The sequence below is a fragment of the Streptomyces sp. TN58 genome (genome assembly GCF_001941845.1).
GTDB lineage: Bacteria > Actinomycetota > Actinomycetes > Streptomycetales > Streptomycetaceae > Streptomyces.
The window spans coordinates 2,565,123-2,584,709 of sequence record NZ_CP018870.1; the positions used below are offsets into that span (position 1 = coordinate 2,565,123).

A 19,587-nucleotide genomic window follows, 5' to 3' on the forward strand; every position below is an offset into this window, starting at 1 on the left:
CTCAGCCCTCCCCCTCAGCCTCGGGTGAGCTTCTTGTAGGTGGCGCGGTGCGGACGGGTCGCGTCCGGGCCGAGCCGCTCGATCTTGTTCTTCTCGTACGACTCGAAGTTGCCCTCGAACCAGAACCACTTCGAGTCGCCTTCGTAGGCGAGGATGTGGGTGGCCACCCGGTCCAGGAACCAGCGGTCGTGGGAGACGACCACGGCCGCACCGGGGAACTCCAGCAGCGCGTTCTCCAGGGAGCCCAGGGTCTCGACGTCGAGGTCGTTGGTGGGCTCGTCGAGGAGCAGCAGGTTGCCGCCCTGCTTGAGGGTCAGCGCGAGGTTCAGGCGGTTGCGCTCACCGCCGGAGAGCACGCCGGCCGGCTTCTGCTGGTCCGGGCCCTTGAAGCCGAAGGCGCTGACGTAGGCGCGGGAGGGCATCTCGACGTTGCCGACGTTGATGTAGTCCAGCTCGTCCGACACGACGGCCCAGAGGGTCTTCTTGGGGTCGATGTTGGCGCGGCCCTGGTCGACGTAGGAGATCTTGACGGTCTCGCCGACCTTGATCTCGCCGGAGTCCGGCTTCTCCAGGCCCTGGATCATCTTGAAGAGCGTGGTCTTGCCGGCGCCGTTCGGGCCGATGATGCCGACGATGCCGTTGCGCGGCAGCGTGAAGGACAGGTCGTCGATGAGGACCTTGTCGCCGAACGCCTTGGAGAGGTTGTTGACCTCGACCACGATCGAGCCCAGGCGCGGGCCCGGCGGGATCTGGATCTCCTCGAAGTCCAGCTTGCGCATCTTGTCGGCCTCGGCCGCCATCTCCTCGTAGCGGGCGAGGCGGGCCTTGGACTTGGCCTGGCGGCCCTTGGCGTTGGAGCGGACCCACTCCAGCTCTTCCTTGAGGCGCTTGGCGCGCTTCTCGTCCTTCTTGCCCTCGACCTTGAGGCGCTCGGCCTTCTTCTCCAGGTAGGTGGAGTAGTTGCCCTCGTAGGGGTGCGCGCGGCCGCGGTCGAGTTCGAGGATCCACTCGGCGACGTTGTCGAGGAAGTAGCGGTCGTGGGTGACGGCCACGACGGCGCCCTTGTACTGGGCCAGGTGCTGCTCCAGCCAGTTCACGGACTCGGCGTCGAGGTGGTTGGTGGGCTCGTCGAGGAGCAGCAGGTCGGGGGCCTCCAGCAGCAGCTTGCAGAGGGCCACGCGACGCTTCTCACCACCGGAGAGGTTGGTGACGGGCCAGTCGCCGGGCGGGCAGCCCAGGGCGTCCATGGCCTGCTCCAGCTGGGCGTCGAGGTCCCACGCGTTGGCGTGGTCCAGGTCGTCCTGGAGCTTGCCCATCTCCTCCATCAGCTCGTCGGTGTAGTTCGTCGCCATTTCCTCGGCGATCGCGTTGAACCGGTTGAGCTTCTGCTTGATCGGGCCGACGCCGTCCTCGACGTTCTCCAGGACGGTCTTGGACTCGTCGAGCTTCGGCTCCTGCATGAGGATGCCGACGGTGTAGCCGGGCGAGAGGAAGGCGTCGCCGTTGGACGGCTGCTCGATACCCGCCATGATCTTCAGAACGGTGGACTTACCGGCACCGTTCGGGCCGACCACACCGATCTTCGCGCCGGGCAGGAAGTTCAGGAAGACGTCGTCAAGGATCACCTTGTCGCCGTGTGCCTTGCGCGTCTTGCGCATGGTGTAGATGAACTCAGCCAAGAGAAACCGTCCGGCAGATCGATGGTGGGCAGATACACCCCATCTTGCCAGGCGTCCATACCCCGGGGGAAACGCGTATGGCCCGGACCCCTGATCCGGCGGGGGCCCCGTGCGTGCCTTTCGGCGGCGCCGCCGCCCGCGAGCGGGCGCTCGGGGCGGCGACGGGCGGTTCGTGGGGGCGGCCGGCGGGGCCGGGGGCGGTCAGAGGGGGCGGTAGACCGTGAGGCCGTCCGGGAGGGCGTCGAGGACGAGGTCGCGGGGGGCCTTGGCGTACTCGCCGTCGTACGCGAGGGGGGTGCCCGGCGGGACGGAGCCGATGCGCAGGCTGCGCAGGCGGGTGGCCGCGTGGACCGGGGAGCGGCTGAGCGGGCCGGCGAGGGCGGCGGCCAGCAGTCGGGGGCCGGGCCGGCCGCCGCCGTGGACGAGGCGGAGGTCGAGCAGGCCCTCGCCGAGGCCGTCGCGGCGGCCGGGGGCGGGGCCGGTGCCGTGGTAGGTGCCGTTCCCGGCGAAGAGGAGCCACACGCTCCGGCTCCGTCCGGCCAGGCTCAGCCGTACGGGCCGCTCGGCGCGCAGGACCTTCCAGGCCGCCAGCAGCGCCGCCGGGCCGCCGCCGATGCGCGGGCCCCAGCGCAGCCGGTGGCGCAGCAGCTCGGGGTAGGCGCCGATGCTGAAGTTGTTCAGGAAGTAGCCGGGCTCTCCGTCGGGTCCCGGGGAGAAGCGGCCCACGCCGATCCGGACGGCCTCCCCGTGCTCCAGGGCCTCGCAGGTGCCCTCGGGGCCGATGAGTCCGAGGTCGAGCGCGAAGTGGTTGAGGGTGCCGCCGGGGAACACGGCCAGGGGTACGTCGGCCCGCAGCGCGGCGGTGGCGGCCGCGTTGATGGTGCCGTCGCCGCCGCACACCCCGAGGACGGTGGCGCGCGAGGCGGCCTCCGCCAGGGCGGGCAGCAGCTCCGGGCCCTGGCACTCGATCACCTCGGCCTTGGGGAGCCGGGCGCGCACCACACCGGGCACGGCCGAGGCCGTGCCCGACCCGGTGTTGACCACCACCGTCAGCCCGGCCCCGTCGGGCAGGGCGGGCACCCCGACGGCTCTGCGCTCGTCACCCGGCACGGCCCGGGCCTCCCGGACGTCGCGCGCGAGGCGGCGTACGACGAAGGCGGCGCCCACGCCCAGCGCGGCGCCCGCCGCCACATCGGAGGGGTAGTGCACGCCGGTGTAGACGCGCGAGAAGGCCACGGACGCGGCAACGGGGGCCAGGACGGCGCCCCAGCCCGGGGAGGTCAGTGCCACCCCGGCGGCGAAGGCGAAGGCGGACGCCGAATGCCCGGACGGGAAGGAGGTGGTCTGCGGCTGCACGGCCAGCTGCCGCACCGCCGGCACACCCTCCAGCAACGGCCGGGGACGGCGTACGGACCACTTGCCGACCGTGTTGATGGTCGAGGAGGCCAGCGCCAATGAGGCCACCCCGCGCAGGGCCGCCTTGCGGGTCCCGGCGGATCCGAAGACGGCGAGGGCCGCTGCGGCCCCGCCCCACAGCACCCCGTGGTTCGCGGCCCGCCCAAGGCGCGGCAGCACGCGGTCGGCGCCGGGCCAGTGCCTGCGGGCCACAGCGTCGAACAGCCGGCGGTCCCACCGTGCGAAGGCGCCGGTCCAGGTCAGTTCCTGATCAACCATTTCCTGCCCTTACCCCGGATCCCGTACCGGAACCGGCACGGTGCTCCACCCCGGCAGCCCGTCGCGTGCCGGCCTCGTTCCCTCTGGTGACGGGACAGCTCTCAGGGGGTGTCCGGCGCATCAGCGCCGGGCCCGGGCTGTCCGCCCCTGATCCGCCGGACACTTCCTACTCCTCCTCGTCGAGCGGGCGCTTGCGCAGCAGCAGGACGACCAGGCCGCCCAGGACGACCAGGCCCACCGCCAGGGAGGCGATGACGGGCGTGGCGGCCGAGCTGCCGCTGGTGGCGAGCCGCTCCTCGTCCGAGGTGGCTGTCGCGAGGGACGCGGAGGACGCGGACTGCGCGCCCAGCGCGACCGTCCCCGAACCGGCGCCCGGGTCCGCGGCCTCTGCCGGGGTCGCGCCCGCCTCGGGCGGCGGGGGCGGCGGCCAGGCCGCCCGCGCCGTGGCGGCGGTCACCGACTCGCTGGAGCCGGCGACGATCTGCGCCTGGGCCGGGACGCCGCTGGTGAAGACCCGCCCGACCGGCACTCTGGTCGCCCCCTGGACGGTGACGGTGGCCGTGCCGTCGGGGGTGCCCGCCGGGATCTCGAAGTAGAGACGGCTGCCGTTGGCCGCCGTGGCCAGCGGCCGCCCCTGGGCGTCCACCACCCGCACCCCCATGGCCACGGCCGCCGCGTCCGGTACGACCGACACGCTCCGCGCGCCGGTGCGCACGGTCACGGGGCCGAGCCGGGTACCCACCGGTCCCGTCACCTCGCCGGGGTCCAGCCCCAGTGAGGCGGGCGGCTCCGGCAGCTGTCCCGCCGCCCGCTGGAGGTAGTCGGCCAGCTTCTCGGCCGACGGGTCCGCCGCTTCGACGCGCACGCCGTCCGCGAGCCGCCAGATCGCCACCTGCGTCCCGGCCGCCGCGCTCTCGGCGGTGAGCGCGGCGGCTCCGGCCGCCTTGGCGAGCCCGGCCAGGTCGTTCAGCTGGGGGTAGGAGTGCTCCAGCACCCAGCGGATCCGGCCGGCCTGCCCGTTGCCCGCCAGCGGGCTGCCGCTCCAGCCGCTCTCGGTGTACCGGGCCTGCGGCTGGGCGTTGCCCGCCACGCCCACCCCGTAGGTCTGGAGCATGCCGCCGCCGTCGACCCGCATCTCGTAGAGGCCGGCTGGAATCTGCCGCACCGATCCGTCGCCGGCGTGGAGGACCGCCTGCCCGTACGTCTTCAGCCCGTCCAGCACGGCGCTCGCTCCCTCCGGGGCGCGGGACGCCGCCGGGCCGGAGTCGGCTGCGGCCCGGGCGCCGGGCGCGGCGGCCAGGGCCGCGGCCAGCAGGGCGGCCGCGAGCGGCCGGCGCGCGGAGCCCCGTACCGCGGCGGCCGGTTCGAGCGGCGCGGGAGCGGGTGCCGGAGCGGGAGCCGGGACAGGAGCTGGAGCAGGGACAGGAGCGGGAGCAGAAGCAGGAGCGGAGGATGCGGGAACGGCAATCGACACAGTCTTCCCCTTCGGGCCAAAGACCCAGGTGCCCGTGAGTACCGGGGAATCCTAACCGCCTCGAACACTCAGACCACCGCCGCCTTCTGAGTGTCCATCAGCGGATGATCGGTTCTCACCACCCGCCGGAAGGCCGCCGTGCCGCGGTTCAGGTCGTGCCCGATGGCGGCCGCGTCGATCTCCGCGCCGAACCGCCGGTTGCCGTCCCCGTCGGGCGGGTCCTCCCGCACGCGCAGCCGCCCGTGCACCACCAGCGGCTCGCCGACCGATACGGAACCGGCGAGGTTCACCGCGAGCGTGCGCCGCGCCCACACCGTGTAGAAGCTCGTGGGCCCGTCCGTCCAGGCCTCCTTGCGCCGGTCGTAGTACCGGGGCGTCACCGCGAACCGGAACCGCGCCGACGGCCCGTTGACCGTGTCCTTGTAGTCGACCTGCGTCGCCACGTACCCCACCAGCGTCACCTGGGTGTCGTACATCCCGGCCGCCCTCCCCCGTCGTCCCGCCCCGCACGGACCATCCGTACGGGCTACGAGCCATGCTCCGCCCGGCGGCCCGTTCCCGCTCCGGCCTGTGGATTACTGGCGGGTTGTGGACAACCGGCTCCCCCCTGCGGCGACGGCGGCGTACTGCTCCCGCACCTCCCGGTAGCGCAGCAGCTCCGCCGCCACCGGTTCCAGCACCCGGGCTCGCCCGCACCCGGCTGCCGCCTGCCGCAGCTTGCGCTCCGCGTCCTGCCCGTACCGGCGCGCCGGGCCCCGGGCCGCGATCGAGCAGGCCCATTCCACGAGCGGCCCGCCGATGATGCCCGCCACCATCAGCAGGACCGGCGGCATCAGCTCCGGCTCCAGGACCCCGACGATCTGCCCGACGAGCCACAGTCCACCGAAGATCTGGAGCAGCGTCATGGCCGCCTGGCCCAGCACCGCCGCAGGCCACCACGCGGGCCGCGGCGGCTTGGCGCTCGGCACCGAGACCGCCGCACCGAGGGTGACCGCGATCTCGTCCAGGGCCTCGGGAAGCCCGTCGGCGCCGCGCACCGCCGCCTCGCGGACGGCCTGCGCCCACGGCTCGGGCAGGCCGGCGACCGCCTCGTCGGCGACGACGCGTACGGCCTGCTCCACCCGCTGGCGTGCGGTCACCTCCTCCTCGACGGGCGCCTGCGCGACCGGCTGGCCGCGGCCGCCGATCGCGGCCAGTGCCGCCAGCCCCGCCAGGGTGCGCGGCGCGCGCCGGTTCTCGTACCAGCGCCACAGCCGCAGCCACGGGGTGCCGCAGGCCTTGCCCGCGTTGCGCCGCCAGGCCCGTTCGGCGGCGAGCCCGGCCGCGCCGGCTCCGACCGCCTCGGCGAGCCGGTCCTCGAACTCGGCGCGCGCGGTCTCCCCGATCTCGGGTCCGGCGTGCCCGTCGGCGACGTAGAGCGGCCGCAGCCGGACGGCGGCGCGGTCCACGTCCGCCGAGATCCTGCGGGTCGCGGCGCCCTTCTCCTGTGTGAACTGTCCGAGGAGTTCGCGTAGTTCCCCGACGCCGTCGCCGGTCAGGGCGGACAGCCCGAGGACGGTGGCGCCGGGCTCGCCGTGTTCGCCGAGCGCGATGCCGTCCTCGTCGAGGAGCCGCCTCAGGTCGTCCAGTACGAGGTCGGCGGCCTCGCCGGACAGCCGGTCCACCTGGTTGAGCACGACGAAGGTGACCTCGGCGTGCCCGGCGAGCGGCCGCAGGTACCGCTCGTGCAGGACCGCGTCGGCGTACTTCTCCGGGTCCACGACCCAGACCACGGCGTCGACGAGCGCCAGTACGCGGTCCACGTGGTCGCGGTGCGCGCCGACCGCGGAGTCGAGGTCCGGCAGGTCGACGAGGACCGTTCCGCGCAGCATCTCGGCCTCGGACGTCTCGCGGGGCCGGCGCCGCAGCCGCCCCGGGATCTCCAGCCGGTCCAGGAGCCCGGCGGCCCCGTCCGACCAGCTGCACGCGATGGGCGCGGCGGTGGTCGGGCGGCGCAGCCCGGTCTCGGAGATCTGCACCCCGGCGAGTGAATTGAAGAGCGTGGACTTGCCGCTTCCGGTGGCTCCGGCGATGGCGACGACCGTGTGCTGGGGCGAGAGCCCGCGGCGTGCGGCGGCCTCGTCCAGTACCCGTCCGGCCTCGGCGAGGGTCTTGCCGTCGAGCCGGGTCCGGGACAGCCCGACCAGCTGGCGCAGCGCGTCGAGGCGCTGACGCAGGGCCTGCGCCTCGGGGCTGAGCGGGGGCGCGGAGGACTTGCCGCCGTCACTGCCGGCGCCGGAGACGGCCCGTACGAGCGCCTCGTCGCCCTCGTCGCCCGCCTCCGCGGCGTCCTCCTCGCCCGCTTCGGCGGGGCGGGGGCGGGAGCGCGCGATGAGCCCGTCGTCCCATCGGTCGTCGGTGCGGTCGGTCAGGGCGGTCACGGCGTCACCTCTCCTTCTGCAGTACGGACAGCGCGGCGATCAGTTCTGCCTGCGGTTCGGGGGTCACTTCGAGGGCTTCCAACGGGGCGAGGCGGCGGTCGCGTTCGCCGCGCAGCACCTCGTCGAGGTGGTCGCCGACCAGTTCCCCGCCCTTGTCGCGCAGGCGCAGGGCGGCCTGGGCGCCGATCCGCTCGGCGAGCTTCTCCCCGGCGGTCCGGGCCCGTTTGCCGCCGAGCAGGGCGGCGACGAGCAGGGCCGCGACGCCGTCGGCGTCGGGGGCGGGCTGCCGGTCGAGCCCGGCGACCTCTTCCTCCGCCAGTTCCTCCAGCACGCGGCGCCAGCGGCGTACGGCCATGCCGATACGTTCCGCCGCCTCCTTGTCGGGTGCGGGCACGACCAGGGCGCCGGAGGCCGGTTCGCGCCGCCAGGCCTCGGCGATGCGCTCGTCGGCGGCGGCGACCGCGCACTGGAGCAGCGCGGCGAGGGATTCGGCGAGGGAGTCCAGCAGTTCTTCGGCGCTGGTGTCGAGGGGGTACCCGCGCCAGCGGGTCAGGGCGTCGCCGGCCAGGACGGCGCCGTGGTCGAGGCGGCTGCGGACCCTCTTGCCCTCGCGCCGGTACGCGTCCTCTACGGCGGAGGTCAGCCGTACGGCGGCGGCGTGCTGGGCGGCGACGGCGGAGGCGAGTTCGGGCATCCGGCGGCGCAGGGAGTCCAGGGCGCCGAGGGCCGTGCGTCCGACGGCGTACTGGCGCGCGGCGGGGTCCTGCGCGTGGTGGGCCAGCCAGGCGAACAGCGGGGCGACGGCGGTGGCCGGGAGCAGTCCGCCGCCGCCGGCCGACTCGGGGAGTTCGGGGACGGTGAAGCGCGGTACGTCGCCCAGCCCGGCCTTGGTGAGGAGGGCGCCGTACTGGCGGGAGACCTCGGCGAGCACCTGGTGCGGCACCCGGTCCAGGACGGTGACGAGGGTGGCCTTGTACTCCTTGGCGGTGCGCAGCAGGTGCCAGGGGACGGCGTCCGCGTAGCGCGAGGCGGTGGTGACCATCACCCAGACGTCGGCGGCGCAGATGAGTTCGGCGGCGAGTGTCCGGTTCTCGACCACGAGGGAGTCGATGTCGGGGGCGTCGAGGATGGCGAGGCCGCGCGGCAGGGTGGTGGCGGTCTCGATCCGCATCTCGCGGGTCTCGCGGCCTCCGTGGGAGCGGGTGTGGCCGCGTCCGCGGCCCCGGGTGGCGGACGCGGGGGGCCTGTCGTCGTCCTCGTGCGGCACCCAGACCCGCATCAGGTCGGGCAGTACGCGCATTCCGGCGAACCAGTGGTGGTCGTCGGGGTGGCAGACGAGCACGGGTGTGCGGGTGGTCGGGCGCAGCACGCCGGCTTCGCTGACCTGCCGTCCGACGAGGGAGTTGACGAGGGTGGACTTACCGGCCCCGGTGGACCCGCCGACCACGGCGAGCAGGGGCGCCTCGGGCGCCTTCAGGCGCGGTACGAGGTAGTCGTCGAGCTGCGCGAGCAGCTCGGCTCTGGTCTGGCGGGCCCGTGGGGTGCCGGGCAGGGGCAACGGCAGACGTACGGACGCGACCCGGTCGCGCAGGGCGGACAGGGCATCGAGCAGCTGAGGCCGAACATCCAAGGTCACCACATGCGAAGAATGCCCAATTTAGGACCATTTTTGAAGCTTATACGCCCCCTGCGCGCCGAGCGCGACTCCAGTGGGACATTCCGGGCATGACGGACGAGTGGGGCGCAGGCATAACGAGTGCACAACACCCAGGGCGCCGCGGCGCAAAAGCGATGCGAGAATCGCACCTGCCTGCGATTATCGGGACCGCTTCACCGAACCTCCACATCGTGGCCCGCGAGTGAAGCAACCGGGACAAGGCGGCCGGAGCCCTATCCTTGACCCGGTACGGACCGAAGTCCCACCCCCACCAGGGGTTCCAGGCCCACCGCGGCCACCTTCCGGCCCCCGTAGCTCAGTGGATAGAGCAGGTGCCTTCTAAGCACTTGGCCGCAGGTTCGAGTCCTGCCGGGGGCACACATTCTCCACCACCGAAGCCCTCCCTCCGCGGAGGGCTTCCGCGCAGGTGGAGGCCGTTCGGCAGGCCTGGCCGAGGCCGCATCGAGTCCCCATCGGGACTGCATCGCGGCCGGTCGGGCGGGCGGGGGGCGGGGCGCCGGCCTTGCTCCGGACGCGCCGAAGGGGTTCTTCCGCCGCCGCGATTCCCGCGGGTGGGGCGGATGACGCCGGTGGACCGTTCACCCGAAGAGGCACCGCCCGGCGTACGGGCCGGGCGGTGGCACGAGGGCCGGTGCGGACGGTGGTCCGCTGTCCCGCGGCGGCTTCGGACCCGGGCACGGGCAGCGGACAACCGCTGCCACCGCTCGCCGAGTTGGCCGGTCTGCCGCCGCCCCGCTTCTCCCGCAGTCCTTACCTGACCGCCGAGCCGACCGGGGTGGTTTCCGGACGCGGTTCAGCGGCTTCCCCACCGGCCCCCGGGCTCCAACAGCGGCCGGGTGGGGCGGGCATGCCACGCCGTGCGCCAACTACCGGGCAGGCGATCGGCTTTGCGCTTCCCGGCAGCTTCTGCGCCATCGGCTCCCGCAGCCCCGGCCCGGGGGCCCCGACGGCATCGCGTAGCCGCCCGTACGGTGCATCGGCGGCGCGGCGTCGCTCTCCGTGCCGCGGCGGCTTCCTGTCCGCGCCGCCCGGCGAGGCGGGCCGACTTGCGGGAAGCCGCCGCCTGCGGTTGCGTCGGATAAAGGGGTGTGTGGTTTTTCCGTCTCCCTTCGGGCTGGGGGTGAGCCCCGTGTTCTTCACCGACCGCGCGGACGCCGGTGAGCGGATCGCCGAAGCCGTGCGCCATCTGGAGGGGGAGCATCCCGTCGTGCTGGGTCTGCCCCGCGGCGGCGTCCCGGTGGCGTTCCCCGTCGCGCGGGCCCTCGGCGCACCCCTGGACGTGATCGTGGTCCGCAAGCTCGGCGTCCCGTCCCACCGTGAACTCGGATTCGGCGCCATCGGCGAGGGCGGCGTACGGGTGATCAGCGAGGACATCGTCCGCACCAGCCGGGTCACGCGCCAGGACCTGGAGGCGGTCGAGCACGCCGAGGAGGCGGAGCTCGCCCGGCAGGCCCGCAGGTTCCGCGGCGACCGGCCCCGGGTGGCCCTCGACGGGCGGACGGTGATCGTGGTGGACGACGGGATCGCCACCGGCGCCACGGCCGCCGCAGCGTGCGAGGTCGTACGGGCGCAGGGCGCGGCCCGGGTGGTGCTGGCCGTCCCCGTGGCGCCGCCCGACGCGGTCGCCCGGCTGCGCGGGGCGGCAGACGAGGTGGTGTGCCTCTCCTCGCCGCCCGCCTTCCGGGCGGTCGGCGAGTGGTACCAGGACTTCTCCCAGACCTCCGACGAGGAGGTCGTCTCCCTGCTGGCGCGGGCGCCGCAGGGAGCGGCGGCGGGTGCGGAGGCGGAGGCGGTGGAGGCGGTGGCCGTGGAGGTGGACGCCGCCGGCCTTGCCCTGGCCGGGGACCTGGCGCTGCCGGAGGGCGCCGGGGCCGTCGTGATGTTCGCCCACGGCTCCGGCAGCAGCCGCCGCAGCCCGCGCAACCGGGCGGTCGCGGCGGACCTGAACCGGGCGGGTCTGGGCACCCTGCTCTTCGACCTGCTGACGCCGGCCGAGGAGGCCGACCGGGCCAACGTCTTCGACATCGAGGTCCTGGCCGGGCGGCTCACGGACGCCACCGCCTGGCTGCGCCGGCGCGCTCGCCTCCCGGTCGGCTACTTCGGCGCGAGCACCGGGGCCGCGGCCGCGCTGTGGGCCGCGTCCGCCGCCGGCGCCGAGGTCGGCGCCGTCGTCTCCCGCGGCGGGCGGCCCGATCTCGCCGGGCCCCGGCTGGCCGACGTACGGGCCCCCACCCTGCTCGTCGTCGGCGGTGACGACACCACGGTGCTCGACCTCAACCGGCGGGCGCAGCGCGAGCTGCGCTGCGAGAACCGGCTGGCGGTCGTCGCGGGGGCCACGCACCTCTTCGAGGAGCCGGGCGCCCTGGAGGAGGTCTCCACCCTGGCCCGCGCCTGGTTCGCCCGGCACCTGGAGGCCGGCGGGCCCTCCGGCGGCGGCGCCGGGAGCTGACGACGTGCCGCCGGGGCAGGTGCGCGCGACGATGGGGGCATGGAGCAGGCATCCGGGCGATCCGGCGGATCCGGCGGACTCGCGGCATCCGTGGGAGATGTCAGCGGACCGGCACGCATCGCCCCGGCCGGAGAGGGCATCGGCCAGGAGGAGCTGGCGCTCGCGGCCCGCAACCACGGCCTGCCCCTGGAGGCCCTGCGCTACGACGTCACCCCGCCCGGGCTGCACTACGTCCTGGTCCACTACGACATTCCCGCCGCCGTCGAGCACGGCTGGACCCTGACCGTGGGCGGCCGGGTCCGTACGCCGCTGTCCCTGGGCCTCGACGCCCTGCGCACGTTCCCGGCGGTCACCCACCGCGTCACCATGGAGTGCGCGGGCAACGGCCGGGCGCGCCTGTCGCCCCGCCCCGTCAGCCAGCCGTGGCTGGTCGAGGCGGTGGGCACCGCCGACTGGACCGGCGTCCCGCTGCGTCTGGTCCTGGAGGCGGCCGGGGTGCGCTCCGACGCCGTCGAAGCCGTGTTCACTGGAGCGGACCACGGTGTGGAGCGGGGCGTGGAGCAGGACTACCGGCGCAGCCTGCCGCTGCCGTACGCGACCGGGGAGGACTCCGGCGTACTGATCGCCTACGCCATGAACGGCCTGCCGCTGCCGCCGCAGCACGGATGCCCGCTGCGGCTGGTCGTCCCCGGCTGGTACGGCATGGCGCACGTCAAGTGGCTGCGCGACATCTCCCTCGTCGACGCGCCCTTCACCGGCTTCCAGCAGTCCGTGGCGTACCGCTACCGGTCGTCGGCCGATGGTCCGGACGCTCCCGGCGAGCCGGTGACCCGGATCGCACCGCGCGCCCTGATGGCCCCGCCCGGCTTCCCCGACTTCATGTCGCGCACCCGCGTCGTGCGTCCCGGCCCCGTTCGGCTGCACGGGCGGGCCTGGTCCGGTCGGGGGGCCGTCGCCCGGGTGGGGGTGAGCGCCGACGACGGCCTGACCTGGATCCCGGCCGAGGTGGCGTCGCCGCAGCCGCACCCGTGGGCCTGGCAGGCCTGGAGCTGTACCTGGACGGCCGCGCCGGGCCGCCACACGCTCACCGTCCGCGCGACGGACACCGGGGGGCGCACCCAGCCCCTCGAACAGCCGTGGAACCGCGGCGGTTTCGGCAACAACGAGGTGCAGCGGGTGGCCGTGCTCTGCCTGTGACGCGCCCGGTCACCGGCAGAGCACCACTGAGCACTAGGGCCTGTATCGAGTTGCCCCGTGGAGCAAGGAGCGGCGTTCGGTGCGCGCCCTCGGCGTGCGGGACGAATGGCCTCGTAGCGGAGCTACCAGGCCATTCGGCTCGTGCGCCGAGGGTGCGGGCCGGGCGTCGCGACGCCGCGGGGCAACTCGATACAGGCCTTAGGAGATGCCGAGGAGGCTGACCGCCTGGTAGTACGTCCACGCGGTGCCGTCGCACGAGCGCTTGCGGCTGCCCGTGTACCGGGCGCACACCCGCTTCAGGTCGGCGTGGAACGCCTCGTCGAGCCGGGCCTTGGCGGTCGGGAACAGTCCCGCCGCGCGGTGGTTGCGGTAGCCGAAGTCGTGGCGGGCGCAGGCCGCCGCGAAGGGGAAGCCGAAGGGGTTGTCGGGGGAGGTGGTGCACTGGTCGGTCGACCAGTCGAAGCCGTACGCGACCCAGGCGGTGCGGTGCTCGCGCGCGTCGGCCCAGGCCGCGTAACTGGCGGCGCTGGGTTGGGTCCAGCGGTTCAGCACCTGCGGCTTGTCGGTCGGGACCTCGGGCGCGGCCCAGGACGCGGGTGCGAGGGCGAGCACCGCGGTGGCGGTGGCGAGGGCGGGGAGGAGGCGGCGGCGCATCAGGGTCCTCGGGAGCCGGGCGGACGGTCACCCCGGCCAACGGGGCGGAGCCCCGGCCGGTTACTGCGCGTGGCTCCCGCCGTAGCCGCCGCCCTTCCCAGGTATGACACCGTGTGAGACCTACGGCCAACACACGGTTCGTTCTGAGGAAGGACGCGCCGGCGGTCACCTCCGGCCGAGACTGGAAGGCATGAACCGCCGCCCGCTCGTCATCGCCGCCGCCACCGTGGGAGTCCTCGCCACCGCCGCCTTCGCCCTGCCCAACCTGCCGCCCAATCCGGTGACGGACACCATCGACCACCGGGTCTTCAAGGAGAAGGGCAAGCGCTTCGCCACCGCGGCCGACGCCCCGGCGCGAGCGGGAGCGGCCTTCGCGCTTCCGTCCTGGATACCCAGGGACGCCACCGACGTCCGCATACGGGTGCGCACCACCGGGGAGGCCCGGCTGATCCGGTTCGACCTCGGCGAGACCCCTCTGGACGGCCCGCGCTGCGCGGCGGGCACACCCGGGAAGCAGGACGCGCCGGACCTGCACGCCCGGTGGTGGCCGCGCTCGGTCCGGGCCGAGGCACGCACCGAGTGCCGGGACGCGCACCAGTACCAGGTCGCGGTGCGCGGCAAGCGGGTCTACGCCTGGACGGACGGCACCCCGTCCCCGCCCGCCCGGGGCTGACGCCCACGGCTGACGCGCCCCGCTGAGGCGCACGGCTGGAGGGCTGGGCCCTCAGGCCTGGCTCTGGCGCAGGGCCGCGGCGGTGGCCTCGGCGAAGGACTGCGGGTTGTCCAGCATGATGTTGTGCCCGCAGTCGGGGACGGACACCACGGTGACGCCCGAGGCCCGGAGGGCGTCGGCGCCGGGGAGCGGGCCGTCGGCTTCGGGCAGCAGGAAGGCGCGCGGGATCTTCAGGTCCAGCAGCAGCTCGCGCATGGTGGGGGTGGTGCCCGCCGCGAGGTGGACGGCGCTGCGGTACAGGGCCGTACGGCCCGCCAGGCGCATCGTGGACCACCAGTGCGCGCCGGCCCGGTCGCGTACCTCGGCCCAGCCTCCGGCCAGGAACTCCTCCTCGGTGTAGGAGGCGATGCCGCTGCTTCCGGGGGCGGCGGGCCGGGGCGGCACGGGGTCCAGGTTGGCGTCGACGAGCACCAGCCGGGACACCAGGTGGGGGTGACGGGTGGCCAGTACGACGGCCACGGCTCCGCCCATGCTGTGGGCGATCAGCTCGGCGCCCTGCGCACCGGCGGCGGTGAGGGCGGCCGCCAGCGCGTCGGCGTGCTCTTCGAGGGTGTAGCCGAAGCTCTCGGGCCGGTCGCTGTGCCCGTGTCCCAGCAGGTCGACGAGCAGGGAACGCCGCCCCGCCAGCAGTGGGTGGACGGCGCTCGCGGCGAAGTAGGCGGGCGAGGTGGCCCCCAGGCCGTGCACGTACACCCGGGCCGGCTCCGCGCCCGGCAGCTCGACCCAGCGGATCCGGTCGCCCTGCGGCGTGACCACGGCATTCTTCACGGCGCTCCCCCAAGAGCCTCAAGTCTTCTACGGTCCGGACAGGTTAGTCGGCGCAGCGTCCGGACCGCCGGGGAGTGCGGCCGCCCGCCACGCCGGGCCCGGTTTCGCCTCGCCGTCGGCCGCGTGCGCATTATCGTGACCGCCATGGACATCCGCCGGGCCCTCACACCCGCCGAGCTCTCGGCTGCCGAGTCCCTTTTCGACGGGCCCGTCCGCGAGGAGTGGTCCGAGCGCTTCCTCGCCGCCCCCGGGCATCTGATGCTGGTCGCGTACGTCGACGGCGTGCCCGCCGGGATGGTCTCGGGCATCGAGATGGTCCACCCCGACAAGGGGACGGAGATGTGCCTCTACGAGCTGTCCGTGGACGAGGGTTACCGGCGCCGCGGGATCGGCCGGGCCCTGACGCTGGCCCTCGCGGACGAGGCGAAGGCCCGCGGCTGCTACGGCATGTGGGTGGGCGTCGACACCGACAACGAGGCCGCCCTGGCGACCTACGACGCCGCCGGGGCCCGTGACGAGGGCGTGTTCTCGATGCGCGGCTGGCCGATCGGCGCCTGATCCGTCCGGCCCATGCACCGGGCCGGGCCCTCGGACAGCCGGCGCGGCGACACCCGGCGCGGCGCCACCCGGCGCGGCGACACCCGGCGCGGCGCCACCCGGCGCGGCGACACCCGGCGCCCCGCACGGCGACACCCCCGCGCCGCGACACCCCGCCCGGCGACACCCGCGCGGCGGCGTGTCGTGCGGCCACTCGGCGCACCCTCCGCGCGCCCGAACGGCCGCTCGCCGAGCATCGGCCGCATGACCCCCTTCGCCCCGCTGGTCTCCGCCGCCGCGCTGCTGGCGGCGGCCGCCACCGCCGCCACCACCACCGCCACCACCCCGCCACCGAACGCGACCGCCCACGCCGTCCCCGCCCCCGGCGCCGTCTCCCCGTACGTCGTCGTCCTCAAGGACACCGCCTCGCGCGCCCCGGCCCGTGCCCTGGCCGCCGAGGCCGCGGAGTCGGGGGACGAGGTCGGCCCCGTCTACGAGGCCGCCCTCGACGGCTTCGCCGTCCGCACCACCGCCGCGCGGGCCGCCGCCCTGGCCGCCGACCCCCGGGTGGCCTCCGTGGAACCGGACGCGGTCTTCCACACCACCGGATCCGCCGACACCCCGCACACGCTGCCGCAGAGGCCCGCGCCCTGGTCGCTGGACCGGATCGACCAGCGCGAACTCCCGCTCGACGGCTCCTACACCTACGCCACGAAGGCCGAGGGCGTGACCGTCTACATCCTCGACACCGGGATCAACACCCGCCACCGGGAGTTCGGCGGCCGCGCCCGGGCCGGGCACAACGCGGTGTTCCTGGAGGGCTCCCGCGACTGCAACGGCCACGGCACGCACGTCGCGGGGACCGTGGGCGGGAAGACGTACGGGGTCGCCAAGGGCGTCTCCCTCGTCTCCGTCAAGGTGGCCGACTGCCGGGGCGACGGGCGCCTGTCGGCCATGCTGAAGGGTCTCGACTGGGTGGTGAAGGACGCCGGCCGCGCGCCGGGCACCCCGGCCGTGGCGAACATGAGCATGGGCGGCAGCCGCAGCCGCGCCCTCGACGCCGCCGTGCTGCGGATCGTGTCCTCGGGGATCACCTTCGTCGCGGCCGCCGGCAACGACGGCCGGAACGCCTGCGGCGGATCCCCGGCCTCCGTCCCGCAGGCGGTCACCGTCGGCGCGACCGACGCCGCGGACCGCCGGGCGCGGTTCTCCAACCACGGGTCCTGCGTGGACCTGTTCGCGCCGGGCGTGGCCGTCACCTCCGCCCGGAAGGACTCCGCCACCGGCACCGTACGCTCCTCCGGCACCTCGATGGCCGCCCCGCACGTGGCGGGCGCCGCCGCCCTGCTCCTGGCCGGCGGTACGGCGCGCACCCCGGCGCAGGTGTCCGAGGCGCTGGTGCGCGGTGGCGTACCGGGCCGGATCACCGGCCTCCCGGCCGGCACTCCGAACCTGCTGCTGAACGTCCCCGCCCCCACCGCCCCCGCCCCCACCGCCCCCACCACGGCCGCCCCCACGCCTGCCGCCGACCCCGCCACTACCCCCGCCGCGCCCACGCCCGCCGCCGGCCCCTCGTAAGTCGCACAGGCCATCAGCCCCTCCCTGATGGCCCATCAATTTCTGTGTGCTTCGCGCGAAAGCAGTCATTGACTTCTCATCACCATGACGCGTCAATATCGGCCACCGCACCGGCTCGGCCTCCCCCACACAGCGGGTGGGGGGAGGGTTCGTCATGACGAAGGAGTCGCGACCCAGTGAGAACGAGAACGCATCTACGAAAGGTGCTGGCAGGGGCGGGGGCCCTGTCGCTGGCCCTGACCGGCGCGGTGGCGGGCCTGTCGGGCTCCGCGCAGGCCGCGACCAAGACCACGACGGTCTTCGAGAACTGCGACGCCCCGGCGCCGCAGCCGGACGGTTCGGGCAACCAGGACTGGACGGTCACGCTGCCCGACGGCGCCAAGGCGGGCGACGTCGTCCCGATCACGATCGACCCGGGTGCGAGCCCGCTGATCCCCTCGTTCTCCGTCACCACGGTGAACACGTCCAAGATCACCCTCAAGGTGGGTGCCACCACCCAGGTGGTCACCAGCCCGCCGGAGACCGTGTCCGTCGTGGCCGGGCAGCCGCTCGACCCGAAGGCGTTCTCCGGGACCGTCAAGATCCCTGACGGCACCGAGGGCACGACCGTGCAGGTCGCCCTCGACCTGGCGGTGACCGACGCGGACCTCTCCGGGTCGGTGTTCACCACCACCTGCACCCCGGCCCCCCGCCCGAGCGCGTCACTCGGCTCGGTCGCGGTCGAGGCCCTGCCCAAGGACCCGGTCACCACGAAGCTGACGCCCAACAGCGGTCCGGCGGGCACCGCCGTCGTCGTCAACGGCGCCAACTTCCCGACCGGTCCGGTCACCTGCTCCGCGCTGCTCGCCGGGGCTGCCACCGGTGACACCGGCACCGGCACCGCCGACGCGTCCGGCGCCGCCACCTGCAACATCACGATCGGCAAGAAGGCCGACGCGATCAGGATCGACGGTTCGATCACCCCGTACAAGGCCTTCGTGTTCATGGAGGAGCAGCCGGGCGTGAAGAACCCGGTCGACGTCGAGGTCCTGCCGGGGCCGCTGGCGCTGGGCCCGAAGGACGGCCAGCCGGCCGTCAGCTTCGGCGCGGTCACCATCAACGGCAAGGCCCAGTCGGTGGTCGGCGTCTTCAACGCCGCGACCGTCCAGGACTTCCGCGGCGGCTCGCTCGGCTGGGACGTGACGGCGACCCGGACGCCGTTCCTGAACCAGACCACCGGCCACTCGATGCCGACGGCGCAGATCGGCATCCAGCCGTCCTGCACCGTGACCAACCCGGACAGCCCGAGCACCTGCACCGCGGGCGCGCCCGGCGCGATCTCCGACGTCCCGATGAAGGTGGCCTCGCAGGCCGCCGGGGGCGACGAACTGACCGGTGGTGAGTTCGCCGTCGGCGGCGCCGGGATGATCCAGCTCCCGCCCTTCATGTTCGCCGACACCTACCAGACGATCGTCACCTTCTCGATCGCCTGACCGCGCCACGCCCACCGCACGACGCCACCACCGCACCACTGCACGACCGCACCACCGCTCACCCGCACGGCCGCTCCCCGGGTGGTGCGGCGCTCCGGCGCCGCGCCACCCCTTCCCCTTTCCGCGCCGACTGGAGACCGCCCATGCGCACCCGCAGCAGTACGCGTCGCCGCACCCGCACCTGCTTGTACGGTCTGCTCCTCGGCCTGTCGGCGCTGTGCGCGGGCCTGCTGCCGGCGGGCCCGGCGACGGCCGCGGACAACGGCACGTGGGGGGTGTTTCCGACGCCCGCGGCCGGCACCGCCACGTCGGACCGCGCGTACTTCTTCCACCAGGGCGCGGCCGGGACCACCCTCACCGACAGCGTGACCATCCTCAACTCCTCCGACCGGGAACTGACGTTCCAGGTCTTCGCCACCGACGCCGTGAACACCCCGGCCGGCGGCGCCTTCGCCCTGCTGCCGGTGGAGACGAAGCCCAGGGACGTCGGGGCGTGGATCGCGCTGGCCCCGGAGGCGGCGGGCACCGTCGCCGTGCCGGCCAGGGGGCGCAAGGACATCCCCTTCACCGTGAAGGTCCCCGCGGACGCGGCCCCCGGTGACCACGTGGGCGGGATCGTGGCCCTGGGCACCGTCGTGGAGGGCGTGCAGCAGGAGGGCAAGGTGCGGGTCGGGGTGAAGCGTTCGGTGGGCGCCCGGCTGTACTTCCGGGTGCCCGGGCCGGTCACGGCCGGGCTGAGCGTGGAGGACGTGCGGGTCAGCCGGTCCGCCCCGCTGCTGCCCTGGGTGCGGGACGCCCGCGCCACCGTCTCCTACACACTGGTCAACCGGGGCAACGTGGTGGTCTCGCCCGAGGTGGCGATCACCGCGCAGGGGCTGTTCGGGCGCCGGCTGCTGGACCGGCCGGCCCGCGCACCGCAGTCGGCCCTGCTGCCGGGGCAGCGGATCGAGCTGACCGAACCCTGGCCGGACGCCCCTCAGTCGGACTGGGTGACCGTCACGGTCACCGCGGGCGCGGCGGACCACCCCGACCTCGTCTCCCGCTCGGAGACCGACTTCGTCGCCGTGCCCTGGCCCGCCGCGGGGCTGCTGCTGGTTCTGGCGGGCGGCGGCGCCGCCGTGTGGGTGCTGCGCCGGCGGCGTCACCCCGAGGGCGAACGGGAGGAAGCCGTCCCGGACCTGGCTGGAACGCGCTGACCGGCGAGGGTGTCCACGAGTGGCGGTATTCGGCCATCACCGGTCCGGAGCCCACCACCGGCTCCGCGCCGACACCGC

15 protein-coding genes and 1 tRNA gene are annotated in these 19,587 nt (G+C 74.6%); 8 read left to right on the plus strand and 8 right to left on the minus strand.

Annotated features, from left to right (window positions below; genetic code table 11):
- Positions 1 to 14 precede the first annotated feature (14 nt).
- The 6 genes from ettA to BSL84_RS11725 form a co-directional block, all read right to left on the minus strand.
- Positions 15 to 1,679 carry an energy-dependent translational throttle protein EttA gene (ettA, locus tag BSL84_RS11700; RefSeq protein ID WP_075970303.1) on the minus strand — a complete coding sequence of 555 codons (1,665 nt, stop codon included), beginning with the start codon at positions 1,677 to 1,679 and terminating at the stop codon, positions 15 to 17.
- Positions 1,680 to 1,880: 201 nt separating this feature from the next.
- Positions 1,881 to 3,353: a bifunctional phosphatase PAP2/diacylglycerol kinase family protein gene (locus BSL84_RS11705; RefSeq protein WP_075970304.1), complete on the minus strand. Its 1,473-nt coding sequence runs from the start codon at positions 3,351 to 3,353 to the stop codon at positions 1,881 to 1,883.
- A gap of 166 nt (positions 3,354 to 3,519) precedes the next feature.
- A complete protein-coding gene (locus tag BSL84_RS11710) occupies positions 3,520 to 4,827 on the minus strand; it encodes a thioester domain-containing protein (protein WP_107484776.1) in 1,308 nt (435 codons plus the stop codon).
- 68 nt (positions 4,828 to 4,895) lie between these two features.
- Positions 4,896 to 5,303: a single-stranded DNA-binding protein gene (locus BSL84_RS11715; RefSeq protein ID WP_030033672.1), complete on the minus strand. Its 408-nt coding sequence runs from the start codon at positions 5,301 to 5,303 to the stop codon at positions 4,896 to 4,898.
- A 99-nt stretch (positions 5,304 to 5,402) separates the two neighbouring features.
- Positions 5,403 to 7,247: a GTPase gene (locus BSL84_RS11720; RefSeq protein WP_045322847.1), complete on the minus strand. Its 1,845-nt coding sequence runs from the start codon at positions 7,245 to 7,247 to the stop codon at positions 5,403 to 5,405.
- Positions 7,248 to 7,251: 4 nt separating this feature from the next.
- Positions 7,252 to 8,877 (minus strand): dynamin family protein, encoded by a 1,626-nt coding sequence (locus BSL84_RS11725; RefSeq protein ID WP_030030784.1) that lies wholly within the window; start codon positions 8,875 to 8,877, stop codon positions 7,252 to 7,254.
- Positions 8,878 to 9,209: 332 nt separating this feature from the next.
- Between BSL84_RS11725 and BSL84_RS11730 the strand changes: the two genes are divergently transcribed.
- The 3 genes from BSL84_RS11730 to BSL84_RS11740 all read left to right on the plus strand — a co-directional run bounded on the left by BSL84_RS11730 (position 9,210) and on the right by BSL84_RS11740 (position 12,571).
- Positions 9,210 to 9,282, plus strand: a tRNA-Arg gene (locus BSL84_RS11730).
- A 772-nt stretch (positions 9,283 to 10,054) separates the two neighbouring features.
- Positions 10,055 to 11,374: a phosphoribosyltransferase family protein gene (locus tag BSL84_RS11735; protein ID WP_075970305.1), complete on the plus strand. Its 1,320-nt coding sequence runs from the start codon at positions 10,055 to 10,057 to the stop codon at positions 11,372 to 11,374.
- A gap of 39 nt (positions 11,375 to 11,413) precedes the next feature.
- Entirely contained in the window at positions 11,414 to 12,571 is a 1,158-nt protein-coding gene (locus tag BSL84_RS11740; protein WP_075970306.1) for a sulfite oxidase, read from the plus strand.
- Between the two features lie 198 nt (positions 12,572 to 12,769).
- Here the strand turns inward: BSL84_RS11740 and BSL84_RS11745 are convergent, their stop codons facing one another.
- Positions 12,770 to 13,225, minus strand: a complete 456-nt coding sequence (locus tag BSL84_RS11745) for a phospholipase (RefSeq protein ID WP_075970307.1) — start codon at positions 13,223 to 13,225, stop codon at positions 12,770 to 12,772.
- Between the two features lie 190 nt (positions 13,226 to 13,415).
- Here BSL84_RS11745 and BSL84_RS11750 point away from each other — a divergent pair, with 190 nt between their 5' ends.
- Positions 13,416 to 13,898, plus strand: coding sequence for a hypothetical protein (locus BSL84_RS11750; protein ID WP_030031934.1), 483 nt, complete (start codon positions 13,416 to 13,418; stop codon positions 13,896 to 13,898).
- 51 nt (positions 13,899 to 13,949) lie between these two features.
- On the opposite strand, the gene BSL84_RS11755 is transcribed toward BSL84_RS11750, so the two are convergent.
- Positions 13,950 to 14,726, minus strand: coding sequence for an alpha/beta fold hydrolase (locus BSL84_RS11755; RefSeq protein ID WP_075970308.1), 777 nt, complete (start codon positions 14,724 to 14,726; stop codon positions 13,950 to 13,952).
- A gap of 144 nt (positions 14,727 to 14,870) precedes the next feature.
- Between BSL84_RS11755 and BSL84_RS11760 the strand changes: the two genes are divergently transcribed.
- From BSL84_RS11760 to BSL84_RS11775, 4 genes are all read left to right on the plus strand, one after another.
- Positions 14,871 to 15,284: a GNAT family N-acetyltransferase gene (locus tag BSL84_RS11760; protein WP_030031938.1), complete on the plus strand. Its 414-nt coding sequence runs from the start codon at positions 14,871 to 14,873 to the stop codon at positions 15,282 to 15,284.
- A gap of 243 nt (positions 15,285 to 15,527) precedes the next feature.
- Complete coding sequence (locus BSL84_RS11765; protein ID WP_234363447.1) at positions 15,528 to 16,841, plus strand: S8 family peptidase; 1,314 nt, start codon at positions 15,528 to 15,530, stop codon at positions 16,839 to 16,841.
- A gap of 176 nt (positions 16,842 to 17,017) precedes the next feature.
- Complete coding sequence (locus tag BSL84_RS11770) at positions 17,018 to 18,313, plus strand: hypothetical protein (RefSeq protein ID WP_234363448.1); 1,296 nt, start codon at positions 17,018 to 17,020, stop codon at positions 18,311 to 18,313.
- 143 nt (positions 18,314 to 18,456) lie between these two features.
- The gene (locus tag BSL84_RS11775; RefSeq protein ID WP_075970309.1) at positions 18,457 to 19,509 is read left to right on the plus strand and encodes a WxL protein peptidoglycan domain-containing protein; all 1,053 of its coding nucleotides are present in this window, start codon (positions 18,457 to 18,459) and stop codon (positions 19,507 to 19,509) included.
- The last annotated feature ends 78 nt before the right edge of the window (positions 19,510 to 19,587 follow it).